This window comes from Galbibacter kalidii (assembly GCF_026241135.1).
Lineage (GTDB): Bacteria > Bacteroidota > Bacteroidia > Flavobacteriales > Flavobacteriaceae > Galbibacter.
This window is the reverse complement of the sequence record NZ_JAPFGA010000013.1, coordinates 140,933-159,353: the sequence shown is the minus strand read 5'-3', so window position 1 is coordinate 159,353 and position 18,421 is coordinate 140,933. Positions and strand designations below refer to the sequence as shown.

General features: G+C 40.4%; 13 protein-coding genes and 1 pseudogene. 11 read left to right on the top strand and 3 right to left on the bottom strand.

The genetic code is table 11. From position 1 onward, the window contains the following. Positions 1–270: 270 nt before the first annotated feature. Positions 271–759: pseudogene (locus OOZ15_RS13925) on the bottom strand (alpha/beta hydrolase family protein); the annotation flags it as partial. Next, complete coding sequence (locus OOZ15_RS13920) at positions 749–1,204, bottom strand: hypothetical protein (protein WP_265957036.1); 456 nt, start codon at positions 1,202–1,204, stop codon at positions 749–751. The pseudogene OOZ15_RS13925 and the gene OOZ15_RS13920, both read right to left, overlap by 11 nt. Before the next feature lie 232 nt (positions 1,205–1,436). On the opposite strand from OOZ15_RS13920, the gene rimP reads away from it, so the two are divergent. The 3 genes from rimP to infB are packed head-to-tail and all read left to right on the top strand — an operon-like array spanning position 1,437 to position 5,962. After that, the gene (gene rimP, locus OOZ15_RS13915; protein WP_265957032.1) at positions 1,437–1,898 is read left to right on the top strand and encodes a ribosome assembly cofactor RimP; all 462 of its coding nucleotides are present in this window, start codon (positions 1,437–1,439) and stop codon (positions 1,896–1,898) included. A gap of 18 nt (positions 1,899–1,916) precedes the next feature. Next, positions 1,917–3,149: a transcription termination factor NusA gene (gene nusA, locus OOZ15_RS13910; RefSeq protein WP_265957031.1), complete on the top strand. Its 1,233-nt coding sequence runs from the start codon at positions 1,917–1,919 to the stop codon at positions 3,147–3,149. A 38-nt stretch (positions 3,150–3,187) separates the two neighbouring features. Then, complete coding sequence (gene infB, locus OOZ15_RS13905) at positions 3,188–5,962, top strand: translation initiation factor IF-2 (protein ID WP_265957030.1); 2,775 nt, start codon at positions 3,188–3,190, stop codon at positions 5,960–5,962. Positions 5,963–6,014: 52 nt separating this feature from the next. On the opposite strand, the gene OOZ15_RS13900 is transcribed toward infB, so the two are convergent. Beyond that, positions 6,015–6,416: an SPOR domain-containing protein gene (locus OOZ15_RS13900; protein ID WP_265957029.1), complete on the bottom strand. Its 402-nt coding sequence runs from the start codon at positions 6,414–6,416 to the stop codon at positions 6,015–6,017. 211 nt (positions 6,417–6,627) lie between these two features. On the opposite strand from OOZ15_RS13900, the gene OOZ15_RS13895 reads away from it, so the two are divergent. The 8 genes from OOZ15_RS13895 to OOZ15_RS13860 all read left to right on the top strand — a co-directional run bounded on the left by OOZ15_RS13895 (position 6,628) and on the right by OOZ15_RS13860 (position 18,368). Next, entirely contained in the window at positions 6,628–7,914 is a 1,287-nt protein-coding gene (locus OOZ15_RS13895; protein ID WP_265957035.1) for a c-type cytochrome, read from the top strand. A 91-nt stretch (positions 7,915–8,005) separates the two neighbouring features. Continuing rightward, complete coding sequence (locus OOZ15_RS13890; RefSeq protein WP_265957028.1) at positions 8,006–11,131, top strand: TAT-variant-translocated molybdopterin oxidoreductase; 3,126 nt, start codon at positions 8,006–8,008, stop codon at positions 11,129–11,131. Positions 11,132–11,167: 36 nt separating this feature from the next. After that, positions 11,168–12,901 (top strand): NrfD/PsrC family molybdoenzyme membrane anchor subunit, encoded by a 1,734-nt coding sequence (nrfD, locus tag OOZ15_RS13885; protein WP_265957027.1) that lies wholly within the window; start codon positions 11,168–11,170, stop codon positions 12,899–12,901. 3 nt (positions 12,902–12,904) lie between these two features. Then, positions 12,905–13,429, top strand: coding sequence for a DUF3341 domain-containing protein (locus OOZ15_RS13880; protein ID WP_265957026.1), 525 nt, complete (start codon positions 12,905–12,907; stop codon positions 13,427–13,429). 9 nt (positions 13,430–13,438) lie between these two features. After that, positions 13,439–14,011 (top strand): c-type cytochrome, encoded by a 573-nt coding sequence (locus tag OOZ15_RS13875; RefSeq protein WP_265957025.1) that lies wholly within the window; start codon positions 13,439–13,441, stop codon positions 14,009–14,011. Between the two features lie 27 nt (positions 14,012–14,038). Beyond that, positions 14,039–15,406: a quinol:cytochrome C oxidoreductase gene (locus OOZ15_RS13870; RefSeq protein ID WP_265957024.1), complete on the top strand. Its 1,368-nt coding sequence runs from the start codon at positions 14,039–14,041 to the stop codon at positions 15,404–15,406. Between the two features lie 32 nt (positions 15,407–15,438). After that, positions 15,439–16,503 (top strand): cytochrome c oxidase subunit II, encoded by a 1,065-nt coding sequence (locus tag OOZ15_RS13865; RefSeq protein ID WP_265957023.1) that lies wholly within the window; start codon positions 15,439–15,441, stop codon positions 16,501–16,503. A 44-nt stretch (positions 16,504–16,547) separates the two neighbouring features. Next, on the top strand, positions 16,548–18,368 hold the full coding sequence (locus OOZ15_RS13860; protein WP_265957022.1) for a cytochrome c oxidase subunit I: 1,821 nt from the start codon (positions 16,548–16,550) through the stop codon (positions 18,366–18,368). Positions 18,369–18,421 lie beyond the last annotated feature (53 nt).

Here is an 18,421-nt window from a genome sequence, read left to right as displayed (position 1 = left end):
TAAATCGTAATAGGTCTAGTGATAATTCCAATGCAAGTATTTTTTTTGCAAAGATCGAACTTTACTTCAATTCTCACACAACTTTTAGGAATGATCCCAAGTGTAGCTTGTCGAGGGGAGTCCTTGTAGGCCAACAAAAATAAATGAAAATCCCGCTCCATTTTAGAGCGGGATTTTTTGTTTTAAGCCTTATGTTTTTAGGATTTTTAACTTGCTTAACTATTTTGAATCATTATTGATTGGTTTTTTGTTTTTTACATAGGTGTCTAGCTACTGGTCTTCTTCCCATAAAACATGCAGGGTACTTTCTTTTGCACTATATCCATGACTTTCTTTTGGTAGTATGACAAGTCTGACAGTTGCCCCTAACCCTTTTAAAGCGTTGAAATAACGTTCACTTTGCATAGGATATGTCCCCGAATTGTTGTCAGCTTCACCATGGATTAAAAGCAAGGGAGTTTTCATTTTGTTGGCATGCATAAAAGGAGACATGGTGTAGTATACTTCCGGAGCTTCCCAATAATTGCGTTCTTCACTTTGAAACCCAAAAGGGGTCAGTGTTCTGTTGTATGCACCACTCCTTGCAATTCCGGCAGCGAAAAGGTCAGAGTGCGAGAGTAGGTTGGCAACCATGAAAGCACCATAGCTATGTCCGCCTACAGCTACTTTTTCCCTGTCGATATAACCCAGTTGATCAACGGCATCAATGGCAGCTTTGGCATTGGCAACGAGTTGTTTTCTGAAAGTGTCATTGGGTTGCAGATTGTTTTTTTAAATCAGCAACCCAAAGCTCGACACCGGTTTTGGTAGTATTTGTGAAAGCCATCATAGATTCGTCCGGAGACCACCTCAGGTTGGCAATCCTTGGGTTTTCAGGAAGGCCTTTTATTTGGATAGCATCCTTATCATGAGGGTTTTTTATCTTGATGTTGTTGTAATACCTTGTTCGGCTACCAATGTTGGTGACCGGATTGATGCGTAAACCGGCCAAGCGCAACTCAGGTTCAGAGAGCTCTTGGATGCTTTTGTAGCGGTCGCGGTAGAGCATAACCATGTATTTGCCATTATCGCTTATTCGAACAGAAGGGGCCAATTGAACATCAGCGAGCTCCAATATTTCAGCAGGAGGTTTTTGATAGGTCAATTTTTCTTGTGAGTAGCCTAAAAAACATATAAAAAGAATTAAAATAGAAAGCTTTTTCATGATTGTTGGATTTAATTAGCTTGACTAATTTACATAAAATCAATTCATGATTCTTGAATTTAACAAAAAGCAAAAGCAAGGACAAAGTCTTGTTTTTGCTCGTAGGTGCCGCAAAGAAATTAGTAACAAATTAGTATTTACAGGTTTAAAAAAAATTGTATATTTGCAGCGTTGAAAGTGAATAATCTATTTCAGAGGGGACGAAAAGTCCCCTCTTTTTATACTAATTCGAATGTTGAAGGAAAAAGTAGCGACGCTTTTAAACGAAGTTTTTGAAGAAAATCAATCACTTTTTTTGATTGATTCTTCTGTAACTCCTGACAACAAGGTCAAAATAATTATCGATGGCGACCAAGGGGTGTCTTTAAAAGATTGTATTGCCGTAAGCAGGCATATAGAACACAATCTGGACAGAGAGGAAGTGGACTTTTCATTAGAGGTAACTTCTCCGGGAGCTACAGAGCCTGTTAAACACAACAGGCAATTTCAAAAAAATGTAGGAAGAAAGTTTCAGGTGAAAACATCTGAAGAGAAATATGAAGGGACACTGACCCAGGTTGCCGAAAATGGTATACAGCTCGAATGGAAAACCAGAGAGCCCAAGCCTATCGGAAAAGGAAAAGTGACTGTGAAATATGAAAAAGAGATCCCGTTTGCGGATATCGTGGAAGCTAAAGTGAAGATAACTTTTTAATTAAGAAATTAAATTGACATGGAAAATCTTGCATTGATCGAATCGTTTTCTGAGTTTAAGGACGATAAACTCATAGATCGTGTGACATTAATGGCCATTTTGGAAGATGTATTCAGAAATGCGCTAAAGAAAAAATTTGGATCTGACGATAATTTTGATATTATTATCAACCCAGATAAGGGTGACTTGGAAATATGGAGAAACCGAGTTGTAGTGGCAGATGGTGAAGTGGAAGATGACAATCAGGAGATATCCTTGTCTAAAGCAAGAAAGATCGAGCCCGATTTTGAAGTGGGTGAAGATGTGTCTGAAGAAGTAAAACTGGTTGACTTGGGAAGAAGATCGATCCTCGCTTTAAGGCAAAACCTGATCTCTAAGATACACGAACACGACAATACAACCATATACAAGCAGTTTAAAGATCTTATTGGTGAAATTTATACTGCCGAAGTACATCACATACGTCATAAAGCTGTTATTTTGCTGGATGATGAAGGAAATGAGATCATCCTGCCGAAAGACAAGCAGATTCCTTCAGACTTTTTCAGAAAAGGAGAGAACGTTCGCGGGATCATTGAAGGGGTAGAGTTGAAAGGAAACAAACCGATGATCATCATGTCCAGGACTGCACCGGAATTCCTCGAGAAATTGTTCGAGCAGGAAATCCCGGAAGTTTTTGACGGTTTGATCTCTGTGAAAAAAGTGGTGAGAATACCCGGTGAAAAAGCTAAAGTAGCCGTAGATTCTTATGACGACAGAATAGATCCTGTTGGAGCTTGTGTAGGAATGAAAGGATCGCGAATCCACGGAATCGTGCGTGAATTGGGCAACGAGAATATCGATGTGATCAATTATACGAGCAATCCGCAGCTATTTATTAGCAGGGCATTGAGTCCGGCAAGGGTAAGTTCCGTAACTTTGAACGATGAAACTATGCACGCCGAAGTGGTTTTAAAACCGGAAGAGGTGTCAAAAGCCATTGGAAAAGGCGGGTTCAACATTCGCTTGGCAGGACAATTGACCGGTTATGAAATAGACGTGCTTCGAGAAGGTGTTGAGGAAGATGTAGAGCTTACAGAATTCTCGGACGAAATTGAAGGATGGATCATAGAAGAGTTCAAAAAAATAGGCCTTGATACGGCCAAAAGTATTTTAGACCAGGAAGTAGCTGATTTGGTGAGAAGAACTGATCTGGAAGAAGAAACAATTTTAGAAGTAGTCAGAATTCTTAAAGAAGAGTTTGAAGACTAATTTTTAGAATAAATAAAATTTAGGATAATAAATATTTTATGGCTGAAAGCGCAAAATTGAGGCTAAATAAGGTTTTAAGGGAATTAAACATTTCATTAGACAGGGCGGTAGAATACCTCTCTGATAAAGGTTATGAAGTGGAGGCACGACCTACCACAAAGATAACTGATGAGGTGTATAATGTGCTCTTAGACGAATTTCAAACAGACAGGAGTAAAAAGGTAGCTTCTAAAGAGGTTGGGGAAGAAAAACGTAAGGAGAAAGAAGCGATCAGGCAGGAACTGGAGAAAGAAAATGAGCTGAAACGCCAAAGAGAAGAACAAGAAATTGTTAAGGCTAAAGCAAATTTGACAGGTCCTAAAAAGGTTGGTAAAATTGACCTTGAATCTGAAAAGAAAGAGTCAGCTCCTGAAAAGAAAGAAGAAAGGCCGGCCGAAAGTGCAAAAGCGCCTAAGCAAGAAGAAAGACCAAAGGAAAAGGCGAAAGAAAAAGCGCCAAAAGAGGAAGTAAAGAAGAAAAAAGAGGCAAAAACTGAAAAGAAAGCACCTCAAGAGAAGAAGCCTGAAGATCCCAAACAAACCAAAAAGGTAATTGTAGATGGTGAAGAGGTAGACTCTGAACAAGTAGAAACCAAATACACCAAGCTTTCCGGGCCAAACTTCACAGGGGAAAAAATAGACCTTTCTCAATTCAACAAGCCCAAAAAGAAAAAGGAAACCGTTAAAGATGGTGATAAAAAAGGCGGAGGTAAACAAAAAGCCTCAGATGATAAGAAAAAACGTCGCCGTAGGATAAGCAAAGACAATAAGGGCGGCGGAAGATCAAATAACAAATCCGCAGGAGGTCGATTCAGAGACAAGAACCAACGCGGCGGAAAAGGCAGGCGTCAAGTAGAAAAAGTTGAGCCTACAGAAGAAGAAGTGCAAAAACAAGTGCGTGAAACACTTGAAAAACTTCAAGGAAAAACAACTAAGTCCAGAGGTGCTAAATACCGTCGGGAGAAAAGAGATTCGCACAAGCAAAAAACAGAAGAAGAATTAGCACAACAAGCAGCAGAAAGTAAGGTATTGAAGGTGACCGAGTTTGTTACGGTCAACGAAATCGCTACTTTGATGGATGTTTCGGTAACGCAAATTATCTCTGCTTGTATGTCGCTTGGAATGATGGTGACCATGAACCAGCGCTTGGATGCGGAAACATTGACCATTATTGCTGATGAATTCGGTTATGAAGTCGAATTCATTACTACCGATATAGAAGAAACTATTGTTGAAGAAGAGGATGCACCGGAAGATTTAGAGCCACGTGCACCAATCGTTACCGTGATGGGTCACGTAGATCATGGGAAGACATCCTTGTTGGACCACATTCGCGAAGAGAATGTAATTGCCGGGGAAAGTGGTGGAATTACACAGCACATTGGTGCTTATGGGGTGACCTTAAAAAATGAACAAAAAATAACATTTTTGGATACACCGGGTCACGAAGCCTTTACGGCTATGCGTGCTCGTGGTGCACAAGTAACAGACCTTGCAATTATCGTGATTGCAGCAGATGATGATGTGATGCCGCAAACGAAAGAGGCGATCAGTCACGCACAAGCAGCGGGAGTACCAATCGTGTTTGCAATCAACAAGGTGGACAGGCCTACGGCAAATCCAGATAAGATTAAAGAAAGCTTGGCCAATATGAATTTATTGGTAGAGGATTGGGGTGGTAAGATACAATCTCATGACATTTCTGCTAAAACAGGACAAGGCGTACAGGAATTGCTTGAAAAAGTATTGCTGGAGGCTGAACTTCTTGAGTTGGAAGCCAATCCGAATAAAATTGCGAATGGTACTGTGGTTGAAGCTTACCTTGATAAAGGAAGAGGGTATGTGTCGACCATATTAGTACAGGGAGGAACGCTGAAAATAGGAGATTATGTGCTTGCAGGAACGCATAGCGGTAAGGTAAAAGCTATGCAGGATGAACGAGGAAAAGATGTTAAAGAGGCAGGGCCTTCAACGCCAATCTCGATTTTAGGATTGGATGGAGCACCTCAGGCGGGTGACAAGTTCAATGTGTATGAAGACGAAAGGGAGGCAAAACAGATTGCTGCCAAACGTACACAATTGCAACGCGAACAATCGGTAAGGACACAACGTCACATTACCTTGGATGAAATTGGAAGACGAATTGCCTTGGGTGACTTTAAAGAGCTTAACATTATCTTGAAAGGTGATGTAGATGGTTCAGTTGAAGCGCTTACAGATTCCTTCCAGAAACTTTCAACAGAAGAAATACATATCAATATTATTCATAAAGCAGTAGGGCCTATTACAGAATCCGATGTGTTATTAGCATCGGCTTCAGACGCTGTTATTATCGGATTTAACGTAAGACCGATGGGTAACGCACGTTCTATAGCTGATAAGGAAGAAATCGATATCCGTACCTATTCGATCATCTACGATGCTATCAACGATCTTAAAGATGCCATGGAAGGGATGTTGTCTCCTGAATTGAAAGAAGAGATCACAGGAACAGCAGAAATCAGGGAGACCTTCAAGATATCCAAGGTGGGTACCATTGCTGGTTGTATGGTGACCAATGGTAAGATATACAGAAACTCCAGTATACGATTAATCCGTGACGGAGTGGTGATATTCACAGGAGAGTTGGAGTCGCTTAAGCGATTTAAAGACGATGTGAAAGAAGTGTCAAAAGGTTATGATTGCGGACTTCAAGTGAAGAATTACAACGATATCCAAGTGGGTGATATTGTAGAATGCTTCCAGGAAGTAGAAGTAAAAAAGAAACTCAAATAAGAGTAAATTAATAGTTAAAAAAAAGCGGCTTTTCGGCCGCTTTTTTTATGGTTTATGGTTCCAGGAGAAATGCACTTGGGTATTTTTCTTTTACCTGTAAGAGATGTCGATCGGCCTCAAGTCGTGTCCTGAAATTCCCTACCCTTACTTTATAGTTAGGTGTTTCAAAGGAAATATCACTACTCATATCGTCAAACTGATTGGAGAACGATTGTTTGGCTTTTTGAGCACCTTCCAGAGTACCGTTATAGATTTGAATGCGGTATCTTTTTGTATTGCTACTGTTTATTTTGGCTTTGTAAGCAACAAGTTTCTCAATTCTCGGGTCTTGATCAATGTTTATTTTACCCTCCTTGGAAGAAGTTTTAACACTCTCCTGAGCATGGGTAATTCCACTGAAAACAAATGTAAAAATCAATAAAACAAAATAGTTTTTAAAGGCTAATAATCTCATAATGAATGCTGTTTTGTGCAAATGTAAATTTAATATTTTTTTTAAGTCAAACTTTTTTATTTAGAATTGATATAAATTATCATTAACGCTTCTCGAACGTTTTCCAAATCGAGTCTATGTCGTATTTTTGTGCTCGGATTTAAAAAACGGTTTATCACACAATATAGTGTAATAATCGTGCCAATTTATGATAGAAAATACATATTCCAATATGAAAAAGGTGATATGCCGTAATTCAACTTCGCGAATTTTAGGTATCGGATTAGCGCTTCTGCTATCATTTTCAAGTTCTCTTTTTGCACAGGATCAAGAGGCAGATCCAGCAGCGGGTAAAACCCTGTTCAACACATATTGTGCTGCCTGTCACCACCTCGATAGGAGGATGACCGGACCAGCGCTTAGAGGTGTAGGCGACAAGCATGATACGGAGTGGTTGTATGCGTGGATTAAAAACAGTCAGGCTTTGATCAAGTCCGGAGATAAAGAGGCTGTGAAGCTGTGGGATGAATACAAGCCGTCTGTGATGACTGCTTTTCCTCAGTTAAGTGATGCCGATATTGACAATATTATTGCTTACACCATGCAGCCGAAGTCGGAGCCGAAAGTGGCTGATACAGGAGGTGCTGCTCAAGGAGGGGGAGCTTCTGGTGGTTCAGGTGTAGGAAACGAACTCATTCTTGGTGGTTTGATCTTGGTTTTTGGGGTCTTGGTCGTGATGCTTTTCTTGGTGAACAAGACCTTGAGAAGAATTGCTGAAGCCAATGGGGTTGAGTATCCTGAAAAAGAAAAAGGACTTCCGTTGTGGAAGGCATTTGTTCAGAACCAGTTCTTAATGTTGGTCTCTGCTATTGTCTTGCTTCTCGGAAGTGGTTATTTTGCTTTTGGCTATATGATGCAAATAGGTGTAGATCAGGGGTATCAACCTGTGCAACCCATTCACTTCTCACATAAGATCCATGCCGGAGATAACGGGATTGACTGTAAATATTGTCACTCTTCTGCAAGGGTTTCCAAAACATCGGGGATTCCTTCTTTGAATGTTTGTATGAACTGTCACAAGAGTATTCCTGAAGTGGCTCCGGAAACCGGAACTGCAGAATATTCAAAAGAATTTTACGATGGTGAGATTGCCAAATTGTACAAAGCTGTAGGTTGGGATGTTGCTACTCAAGATTACACAGGAAAAACAGAGCCTGTAAAATGGGTGCGTATTCATAATTTACCGGATTTCGCATACTTCAATCACTCTCAACACGTAACTGTTGGTAGAATTGCATGTCAAGAATGTCACGGTCCTGTTCAGGAAATGGAAATCTTACATCAAGATGCGCCGTTAACTATGGGATGGTGTATCAACTGTCACCGTGAGACTAATGTGAAGATGGAAGGGAATGAGTATTACACCAAAATTCATGAAGAACTTTCCAAGAAGTATGGTGTTGAAGAATTGACGGTGGCTCAGTTAGGTGGAATCGAGTGTGCAAAATGTCACTATTAATAAAAACAATTTCTCGAAAGGAAATTTTAGAATAAGAACGTAAAGTTGAGGCTTGCTTTGAGCAGGTTGATTTAAAATAGTTATATATAACATGGCATCAAACAAAAAATACTGGTCAAGTGTTGAAGAGCTAAATCCAAATAGTTCTATCGCGGAAACGCTTAAACAGAATGAGTTTGTTGAGGAAATTCCTACAGATGAATTTTTGGGAGATGAAGAGTCGTTAGGTTCGTCATCGACAAGCAGAAGGGATTTTCTTAAATATGTAGGGTTCAGTACGGCTGCTGCTTCTTTGGCGGCATGTGAAGGCCCTGTGAAGAAATCTATACCTTATGTGGTTCAGCCGGAAAGTATCGTTCCGGGAGTGGCAAATTATTATGCCACAACCATTGCAGATGGATATGACTTTGCCAGCATATTGATCAAAACTCGTGAAGGCCGACCTATAAAAGTAGAAAGCAATACCGACGCTAAGGTAAATGGAAGTGCAAATGCAAGAGTGCATGCTTCTGTCTTGGGTCTGTATGATAGTTTAAGAGTGCAAGGGCCTAAAACTGAAGGTGAGTATGTTTCTTGGGACGATCTGGATACCAATGTGGTGAATGCACTGACCAAGGCTAAGGTTACAGGGAAACAAATCGTTTTGCTTACACAAACCTATGCGAGTCCTTCTACAAAGAAATTGATTGCCGAATTCAACGAAAAATACGGAAACGTTAAGCATATTCAATATGATGCCATTGCTGAAGATGCTGCCTTAAACGCTTTTGAAGCTGTTTATGGGGTTAGGGCGTTGGCTGATTATGATTTTTCCAAAGCGGAAGTGATTGTTTCTTTTGGAGCCGATTTCCTTGGAGATTGGCAAGGTGGAGGATATGATTCTTCTTATGCCAAAGGACGTATTCCTTCTCACGGGAAAATGTCACGCCATATTCAGTTTGAATCGAATATGAGCTTGACCGGAGCTAATGCAGATAAAAGAATTCCCTTAACGCCTTCACAACAAAAAGTAGCTTTAGCTAAATTTTACGGGGCGCTTAACGGAACATCGGTAAGCGGTGAATTGCCTGCAAAAATTGAAGAAGCTGTAAAAAGTGCAGCTGCTCAGGTGAAAAAAGCAGGAAAAAAAGCCATTGTAGTTACCGGAATCAATGATGAAGATGCACAAAAAGTTGTTTTGTCGATCAACAAAACGCTTGGAAGTGCAGCAATGGATGCCAATGCGCCGAGATTGACAAGGCAAGGTGATGCAAAGCAAGTAGCTTCCCTTGTTGATGACATGAATGCCGGTAAGGTAGAAGTGTTGGTGATGAGCGGGGTCAATCCGTTATACACATTGCCAAATGCTTCAGAGTTTGAAGCTGCCCTTGAGAATGTAGGGCTTTCAGTAGCATTCTCATTAAAAGAAGATGAAACTGCCGTGAAGGCAAATTATATAGCTGCAGCACCTCATTATTTAGAGTCTTGGGGTGATGCGGAAATGAAGAAAGGGCATTACAGTCTTATGCAGCCTACCATTAGGCCTATCTTCAACACAAGACAATTTCAGGAAGCTTTATTGAAGTGGAGCGGAATTGAAAAAACATATCAAGAGTATTTAAAAGAAACATGGGAAGCAGATATCCTTGGAGGTTCTTCTTGGAATTCGGCTTTACATGATGGGGTATTTATCGGAAGCGGAAATACTGCTCCAGCAGTTGAAGAAACTATTGAAGCAGCAGCACCTGTTGTTGAGACTGAAACATCTGAAGAGGAAGAAGTGGAAACTGCAACTGTTCCAGTCGCTTCTTTAGTAAAAAAACTGGCGAATACTACTTCTTCGGGAATGGAGCTTGTGCTTTATCCTAAAATATCAATGGGAGACGGACAGCAAGCCAATAACCCTTGGTTGCAAGAATTGCCGGATCCGATCACTCGTACAACTTGGGATAACTACTTAACGATTTCCATGGCCGATGCTGAAGCATTAGGTGTTGAAAACTATACGGTTTCCAATGGAGGATTGAACGGGGGGTATGCTAAAGTAACCGTTGGTGATGTGTCGATCGAGAAAGTACCGGTATTGATACAACCGGGACAAGCAAAAGGAACAGTGGGACTTTCTTTCGGTTATGGAAAGAAAGCAGCAATGAAGGAAGATATGAAGACGGGGGTTAATGCCTATCCGCTTTACTTAGGCTTTAAGAATACCCAAGAAGTAAAAATAGAAAAAGTGTCCGGTGTGCATGAGTTTGCTTCAGTGCAAATGAAGAGTACCATGGACGGAAGAGGTGATATTTTACGTGAAACCTCTTTAGAGATATTCAATACAAAAAATGCTCATGATTGGAATCCGCAGCCGAAAGTTTCTGTAAATCATCAGGAAGTTCCTGCAGACGAAGCTGATCTTTGGACAGAATTCGACAGTTCTATAGGGCATCACTTCAATCTTTCGATAGACTTGAACGCCTGTACAGGTTGTGGGGCATGTGTAATTGCTTGTCACGCAGAAAACAATGTGCCGGTAGTTGGTAAGAGAGAGGTAAGGAAATACAGGGATATGCATTGGTTGCGTATTGATAGATATTATTCTTCTGAAGAGACATTCGAAGGAGATAATGAAGCAGTTGAAGCTGCTCCTAATTCTATTAGTACGTATCATGAATTGGAACATCCGTCTGAGAATCCTCAGGTGGCATTCCAGCCGGTAATGTGTCAGCACTGTAACCATGCTCCTTGCGAAACGGTTTGTCCGGTAGCGGCAACGTCACACGGTAAACAAGGTCAGAACCAAATGATCTACAACCGTTGTGTGGGAACACGTTATTGTGCGAATAACTGTCCGTATAAAGTGCGACGTTTCAACTGGTTCTTGTACAGTGAAAATGATGAGTTCGATTTCCACATGAATGATGATCTGGGTAGAATGGTATTGAATCCTGATGTTACTGTACGATCTCGTGGTGTGATGGAAAAATGTTCTATGTGTATCCAAATGACACAGAAGACCATCCTTGACGCCAAGCGAGAAGGAAGACCGATCAAAGACGGAGAGTTCAAGACGGCTTGTTCGGCAGCATGTAGCTCGGGTGCTATGGTGTTTGGTGATGTGAACGACAAGGAAAGTGAGGTAGTTGAATTGAAAGAAAGTAACCGTATGTATCATTTGCTTGGATTCAAAGGAACCAGACCGAATGTATTCTATCATGTTAAAGTGAGAAATACAGAAGAAGTATAAAAAAAGAGATTAATAAGAATAATTATATAAAGTATTATGGCGTCGCATTACGAAGCACCTATACGTGAACCTTTAGTAAACGGAGAGAAATCTTACCATGATGTTACTGTAGACGTTGCTGCTCCTGTAGAAGGAAGAGCGAATAAACAATGGTGGATTGTCTTCTCAATAGCCTTAGCGGCTTTTCTTTGGGGAGTAGGCTGTATTATCTATACCATATCAACCGGTATTGGTGTATGGGGATTAAATAAAACGATAGGTTGGGCTTGGGATATTACCAACTTTGTATGGTGGGTAGGTATCGGGCACGCAGGAACCCTTATTTCTGCGGTGTTGTTGCTTTTCCGTCAAAAATGGAGAATGGCGGTGAACCGTTCTGCGGAAGCAATGACAATCTTTTCAGTAATACAAGCAGGATTGTTCCCTATTATTCACATGGGGCGTCCGTGGTTGGCTTATTGGGTGTTGCCTATTCCAAACCAATTTGGGTCATTGTGGGTGAACTTTAACTCGCCTTTGCTCTGGGACGTATTTGCGATTTCCACATATCTGTCGGTTTCCTTGGTATTCTGGTGGACAGGTTTATTGCCTGACTTTGCCATGATCAGGGACCGAGCTGTAAAACCTTTTCAGAAAAAGATATACTCATTGTTGAGTTTTGGATGGACCGGTAGAGCAAAAGACTGGCAACGTTTTGAAGAAGTGTCTTTAGTGTTGGCAGGTTTGGCTACGCCTTTGGTACTTTCGGTACACACCATTGTATCTTTCGACTTTGCGACATCGGTAGTTGCGGGATGGCACAGTACCATTTATCCTCCGTATTTCGTTGCAGGAGCGATTTTCTCCGGTTTTGCCATGGTGTTGACATTGCTAATCATTATGCGTAAAGTTTCCAATTTGGAAGCCTACATTACCAGGGTTCACGTTGAGTACATGAATAAGGTAATTCTGCTTACTGGTGGAATTGTGAGTGTAGCCTATATAACAGAGTTCTTTATCGCATGGTATTCCGGAAGCAATTATGAAGATTACACATATTTATCCATCGGAGCTGCAACAGGTCCTTATTGGTGGGCATTCTGGGCGTTGATTATCTGTAACTTTATCGTGCCGCAGACACTTTGGATTAAGAAATTGAGAAGAAACTTTGCATGGTCTTTCATTGTATCGATCATCATCAATATAGGAATGTGGTTCGAGCGATTCGATATCATTGTGATCAACTTGAGTAAAGGTCACTTACCATCGTCTTGGTCTATGTTCTCTCCTACTTTTGTAGATGTGGGAATCTTTATCGGAACTATCGGGTTCTTCTTCGTGTTGTTCTTGTTGTATGCCAGAACCTTCCCTGTAATTGCACAGGCAGAGGTGAAAACAATCCTGAAATCATCGGGTGAGCGATACAAGCGTTTGCGTGAAGAAGGAACGAGCTTGGCAGGCGCAGCTGCAGATCAGAGAACAGCATTAAAACCAGTAGCAGCTAAAGCACCAAGCGGGAAAACAGAGATTGATAAAGAAAAACAGTCTCAATTGTTAAACACAATTGGAGCTTTTGATCCTGAAACCGATCAAGCTGATGATTTGAAAAAAATTAACGGTATCGGGCCCGTAATGGAAAAGACACTAAACCAGATTGGGATCTATAAATACGAACAAGTAAGTAAAATGTCCGAGAACGAATACGATCTTTTAGATGCTATTACAGGAGCATTTCCCGGGAGGGCACAAAGAGACGATTGGGCAGGTCAGGCTAAAAATCTAATAAATTAATCTATGGCTTCAAAAGTTATACAAGCAATATATAATGATGACGACATATTGATGTCGGCCGTTAAGCGTGTTAAAGAAGCGCATCATCATATAGAGGAAATATATACGCCGTTTCCGGTGCACGGATTGGACAAAGCTATGGGATTGGCACCAACGAGAATTGCCATCACATCGTTTATGTATGGTTGTGTTGGGCTTACAGTTGCCATATTGATGATGAACTTCATCATGATTGAAGACTGGCCGCAAGATATTGGTGGTAAGCCAAGTTTTAGCTTTATATCGAATATGCCGGCTTTTGTGCCTATCATGTTTGAGATGACCGTATTCTTTGCTGCTCACTTAATGGTGATTACTTTTTATATGAGAAGTAGATTGTGGCCATTTAAAAAAGCGGAAAATCCGGATGTTAGAACTACAGACGACCATTTTTTAATGGAAGTATCGTTGAGCGGTAATGAAGAGGAGTTAACAAAGCTCTTAACAGATACGGGAGCACTAGAAGTTAAAGTTTCAGAAAAGCATTAATAATTCGAAATGAGAGTTTTTGTAAAAATAGGGATTGTTTTAGGGGTTGTAGCCTTGGTTGCATCGTGTCAAAACAAATCAACACCAAATTATCAATACATGCCTGATATGTATGAGCCCGTAGGTTATGAAACCTATCAGGAAACCCGTGCATTCAGAAATGGAAAAGAGGGGCAATTACCTGTAGAGGGAACTATTGCACGAGGGCATAAGCCTTATGATTATCCAAACACATTGGAAGGTTATAATGAGGCCAAGTTGAATCTTAAAAACCCAACTGATTCTGTTACTGCAGTTTCAGAAGATTATTTAAAGAACGGTGAGGAGCTTTTCAATATATACTGTGCTGTTTGCCACGGAGACAAAGGTGACGGACAAGGCGTTTTGGCAGAACGTGAAAAAATACTTGGGGTGCCAAGTTATGACGATGCCGGAAGAGCAATTACAGAAGGAAGCGTTTACCATGTCATTCGTTATGGATTGAACGCGATGGGGTCTTATGCCAATCAATTGAACGAGGAAGAGCGTTGGCAAGTAACCGAGTATGTAATGACACTAAAAGAAGACTTAGAGAATAAATAATCAACTATCAAAAAGAAGATTCAGAATATGTACACGTTTTCAAATAGATTAAGAATAGCATCTTTCATTTTAATGATAGTTGGCGTTCTTGGCATAGGATATGGATTTTTTCATTCTCCTTCTACGGTTGAAGAAGCAAAAGCCCTTGTTGCCCAAGATGCACATCACGGAGAGGCTGCATCACATGGAGATAATACACACGAAGCAACCGGTCATGAAGCGGCAAGCGCCGAAGAACATCACGGAGAGACAAGTGAGCACGGAGAGGCTGCAGAAGGGCATCAATCACATGATGAGCATACCTTAGCAAAATTACAGAATCGTCCATGGGCAGCTGTTTTTGTAGCAGCGTTCTTTTTCTTTATGCTCGCTCTAGGAACTTTGGTTTTTTATGCTGTACAGCGTGCTTCACAGGCAGGTTGGTCACCGGTTCTTTTTAGGGTGATGGAAGGCATTACCGCCTATTTATTCCCGGGAGCCTTGATTATCTATGTATTTATGGTATTGACGTCAGGCTTCCATATGAACCATCTTTTTATTTGGATGGATCCAAACGTGATGGCGCATGATGAAATACTGCAACTGAAATCAGGATATTTGAATATTCCTTTCTTCTTGATCAGATCTTTCCTATTCTTGTTGGGATGGTGTGTTTATAGATATTTTGTCGTTAGAAATTCAGTAGCACAAGATGAAGCAAGTGATTATGCTCACCATAAAAGAAACTTTAAAATATCAATCTTTTTCTTACTGTTCTTCTTTGTTACCGAAGCCATAATGGCATGGGATTGGTTTATGGGATTAGAACCACACTGGTATAGTACGTTATTTGCATGGTACATTTTTGCAAGTATGTTTGTGTCGGGAGTAACTGTGATAGCTATGGTTACGATGTACTTGAAGTCAAAAGGGGTTTTAGACTTTGTAAATGATAGCCACCTGCACGATTTGGCCAAGTATATGTTCGGATTGAGTATTTTCTGGACGTATTTATGGTTTGGTCAGTTTATGTTGATCTGGTATGCAAATATTCCTGAAGAAGCCGGTTATTTCTTAACACGGATAGAATATTACAATTTACCTTTCTTTGGTATGCTGGTGCTTAACTTCGTGTTCCCATTCTTAGTATTGATGAACAGCGACTTTAAGCGAATGAACTGGTTTGTGATGATTGCCGGGATCAGTATCCTTATAGGCCATTACATCGATATTTTTCAGCTTGTTATGCCATCCACGGTTGGTGAACACTGGAGCTTTGGAGTACCCGAAATTGGAAGTATACTTTTCTTCTTAGGATTGTTCATTTTTGTAGTGTTCAATGCCTTGTCAAAAACAAAATCGTTCTTGGCAAAAGGCGATCCGTTTGTTGAAGAGAGTAAACAGTACCACTATTAATTAAATTTTAAAAAGTAAACAGGATATATACGATGACTGCTTTATTAACAATAATTGTTCTTCTACTTGTTGCCATTGCCATTTGGCAAATGACCAAGATTTTTGAATTATCTCAGATCAATACAGATAATTCTCAAATAGCCAATGATAAAGACAACAAGCTTAACGGGTATTTAATGTTTGGATTTTTGGTGTTCATCTACCTACTCACTATCTATTGTTTTTGGGAGTGGGGAGATGTAGTACTTGGGACTCCGGCTTCTGAACACGGCTCTGAATATGATAACCTGATGTTCATTTCGATGGCATTGATCTTCTTTGTACAGATAATAACACAGGCCTTGTTGCACTATTTTGCCTATAAGTACAGAGGAGAAAAAGGGAAAAAAGCTTTGTTCTTTGCGGATAATGATAAGTTGGAGTTTATTTGGACAATTATTCCTGTAATTGTATTGGCCGGATTGATCCTTTACGGATTGTTCACTTGGACAAGCTTGATGGATATTGATGAAGAAGAAGGCAATCCGATGATTATCGAACTGTATGCACAGCAGTTCAACTGGAAAGCGCGCTATGCCGGAACGGACAATGTGCTTGGAGAAGCCAATGTACGATTGATCGATATAAACAAAAACAATGTGATTGGTATAGACGAAACAGATTCTTACGGAGAAGATGACGTTATTTCCCAAACAGAACTACACTTGCCTGTTGGAAGAAAAATCATCTTTAAAATGCGTTCTCAAGACGTATTGCACTCTGCATACATGCCTCACTTTAGGGCACAAATGAACTGTGTGCCGGGAATGGTTACTCAGTTTTCATTTACACCAACAATAACCACAGAAGAAATGAGAATGGATCCTGATATGGCTGAAAAAGTTAGACATATCAACAAATTGAGAGCAGAACGTAGGGCTAATGGCGACGATAATGCCGATCCATGGGAATTTGATTATATCTTATTGTGTAATAAGGTTTGCGGTTCTTCTCACTACAATATGCAGATGAAGATTGTTGTGGAATCAGAAGAGGACTTTAATGCTTGGATGGAAGAACAACAAACGTTCAAAGAATCAATGGCGGCAGCGCAGTAAGAACTATTAATTTAAGTTAGATAAAAATAAAAGAAAATAAGATTATGTCAGCAACAGCACAAGCGCATTCAGAAGAACATGCACATGATCACGGGCATCATCATAAAGAGACCTTTATAACTAAATATATTTTCAGTCAGGATCACAAAATGATCTCTAAGCAATACCTGATCACAGGTTTGATCATGGGAACTATAGGTATATTGATGTCTATAATGTTTAGAATGCAGATTGCATGGCCCGGGGAATCTTTTAAAATCTTCGAAGTTTTATTGGGAAAATGGGCACCAGATGGTGTGATGGATCCTAATATTTACCTGGCATTGGTCACCATTCATGGTACCATTATGGTATTCTTTGTGCTTACTGCCGGATTGAGCGGTACTTTCAGCAACTTGTTGATTCCATTGCAAATTGGAGCAAGGGATATGGCATCAGGGTTTTTGAACATGATTTCATATTGGTTGTTCTTCTTGTCATCAGTGATCATGGTTATTTCCTTGTTTGCCGAGGCCGGTCCTGCTGCTGCCGGATGGACGGTCTATCCACCATTGAGTGCTTTGCCACAAGCGCAAGGAGGTTCCGGATTGGGAATGACACTTTGGTTAGTTTCCATGGCGATTTTTATTGCATCTTCTTTGTTGGGATCTTTAAATTATATCGTAACGGTATTGAACCTGCGTACCAAAGGAATGACAATGACCAGATTGCCTTTGACGATTTGGGCATTTTTCGTTACGGCTATTATCGGGGTGGTTTCTTTCCCGGTACTTTTATCAGCCGCGTTATTATTGATTATGGACAGAAGTTTTGGTACTTCCTTCTTCTTGTCAGATATTTTTATTCAGGGAGAGGTATTACATTACCAAGGCGGGTCTCCGGTATTGTTTGAACACCTATTTTGGTTCTTAGGACACCCAGAAGTATATATCGTAATATTACCTGCCATGGGAATTGTATCGGAGATTATGGCTAACAACTCACGTAAACCTATTTTTGGTTACAGGGCCATGATTGCTTCCATATTAGCCATTGCATTTTTGTCAACGATAGTTTGGGGTCACCATATGTTTATATCGGGAATGAATCCGTTCTTAGGATCTGTGTTCACATTTACAACATTATTGATCGCGATTCCATCAGCGGTAAAAGCATTTAACTGGATAACGACCCTATGGAAAGGAAACCTGCAAATGAATCCGGCGATGCTATTTTCAATAGGATTGGTTTCTACTTTCATTACAGGTGGACTGACAGGGATAATTTTAGGGGATAGTGCACTGGACATTAATGTTCACGATACGTATTTCGTTGTAGCACACTTCCATTTGGTGATGGGTATTTCAGCACTATATGGCCTGTTCGCAGGAGTATATCACTGGTTCCCAAGAATGTTTGGACGTATGCTAAACAAGAACATGGGGTATATCCATTTTTGGGTTACTGCGATATGTGCATACGGAGTATTCTTCCCAATGCACTTTGTAGGAATGGCCGGTGTTCCAAGACGTTATTATACGAATACAAACTTCCCAATGTTTGACGATTTGACAAACATTCAGGTAGTGATGACTGTCTTTGCCATCATAGCCGGATTGGTGCAGGTGCTATTCCTATACAATTTCTTTCATAGCATTTTCTATGGTAAGAAAGCACCTCAAAACCCTTGGAAAGCAAACACATTGGAGTGGACAGCTCCTGTAGAACACATGCACGGGAACTGGCCTGGTGCAATCCCCCACGTATACAGATGGCCTTACGATTACAGTAAGACCAAAGAAAACGGTGAGTATGTAATCGAAGGACAGGATTTTGTACCACAAACTGTTCCTTTACAGGAAAATGAAGAAGAATTGAATCATTAAAGATTTATATAATTTCCCCTGAACATAACTGAAAATTTTCGGTTATTACGGTT

Excerpts from the sequence above, each read along its gene's own strand:
- OOZ15_RS13920 (WP_265957036.1), bottom strand. The coding sequence starts at position 1,204 with ATGAAAAAGCTTTCTATTTTAATTCTTTTTATATGTTTTTTAGGCTAC.
- rimP (WP_265957032.1), top strand. The coding sequence starts at position 1,437 with ATGTTGAAGGAAAAAGTAGCGACGCTTTTAAACGAAGTTTTTGAAGAA.
- nusA (WP_265957031.1), top strand. The coding sequence starts at position 1,917 with ATGGAAAATCTTGCATTGATCGAATCGTTTTCTGAGTTTAAGGACGAT.
- infB (WP_265957030.1), top strand. The coding sequence starts at position 3,188 with ATGGCTGAAAGCGCAAAATTGAGGCTAAATAAGGTTTTAAGGGAATTA.
- OOZ15_RS13900 (WP_265957029.1), bottom strand. The coding sequence starts at position 6,416 with ATGAGATTATTAGCCTTTAAAAACTATTTTGTTTTATTGATTTTTACA.
- OOZ15_RS13895 (WP_265957035.1), top strand. The coding sequence starts at position 6,628 with ATGAAAAAGGTGATATGCCGTAATTCAACTTCGCGAATTTTAGGTATC.
- OOZ15_RS13890 (WP_265957028.1), top strand. The coding sequence starts at position 8,006 with ATGGCATCAAACAAAAAATACTGGTCAAGTGTTGAAGAGCTAAATCCA.
- nrfD (WP_265957027.1), top strand. The coding sequence starts at position 11,168 with ATGGCGTCGCATTACGAAGCACCTATACGTGAACCTTTAGTAAACGGA.
- OOZ15_RS13880 (WP_265957026.1), top strand. The coding sequence starts at position 12,905 with ATGGCTTCAAAAGTTATACAAGCAATATATAATGATGACGACATATTG.
- OOZ15_RS13875 (WP_265957025.1), top strand. The coding sequence starts at position 13,439 with ATGAGAGTTTTTGTAAAAATAGGGATTGTTTTAGGGGTTGTAGCCTTG.
- OOZ15_RS13870 (WP_265957024.1), top strand. The coding sequence starts at position 14,039 with ATGTACACGTTTTCAAATAGATTAAGAATAGCATCTTTCATTTTAATG.
- OOZ15_RS13865 (WP_265957023.1), top strand. The coding sequence starts at position 15,439 with ATGACTGCTTTATTAACAATAATTGTTCTTCTACTTGTTGCCATTGCC.
- OOZ15_RS13860 (WP_265957022.1), top strand. The coding sequence starts at position 16,548 with ATGTCAGCAACAGCACAAGCGCATTCAGAAGAACATGCACATGATCAC.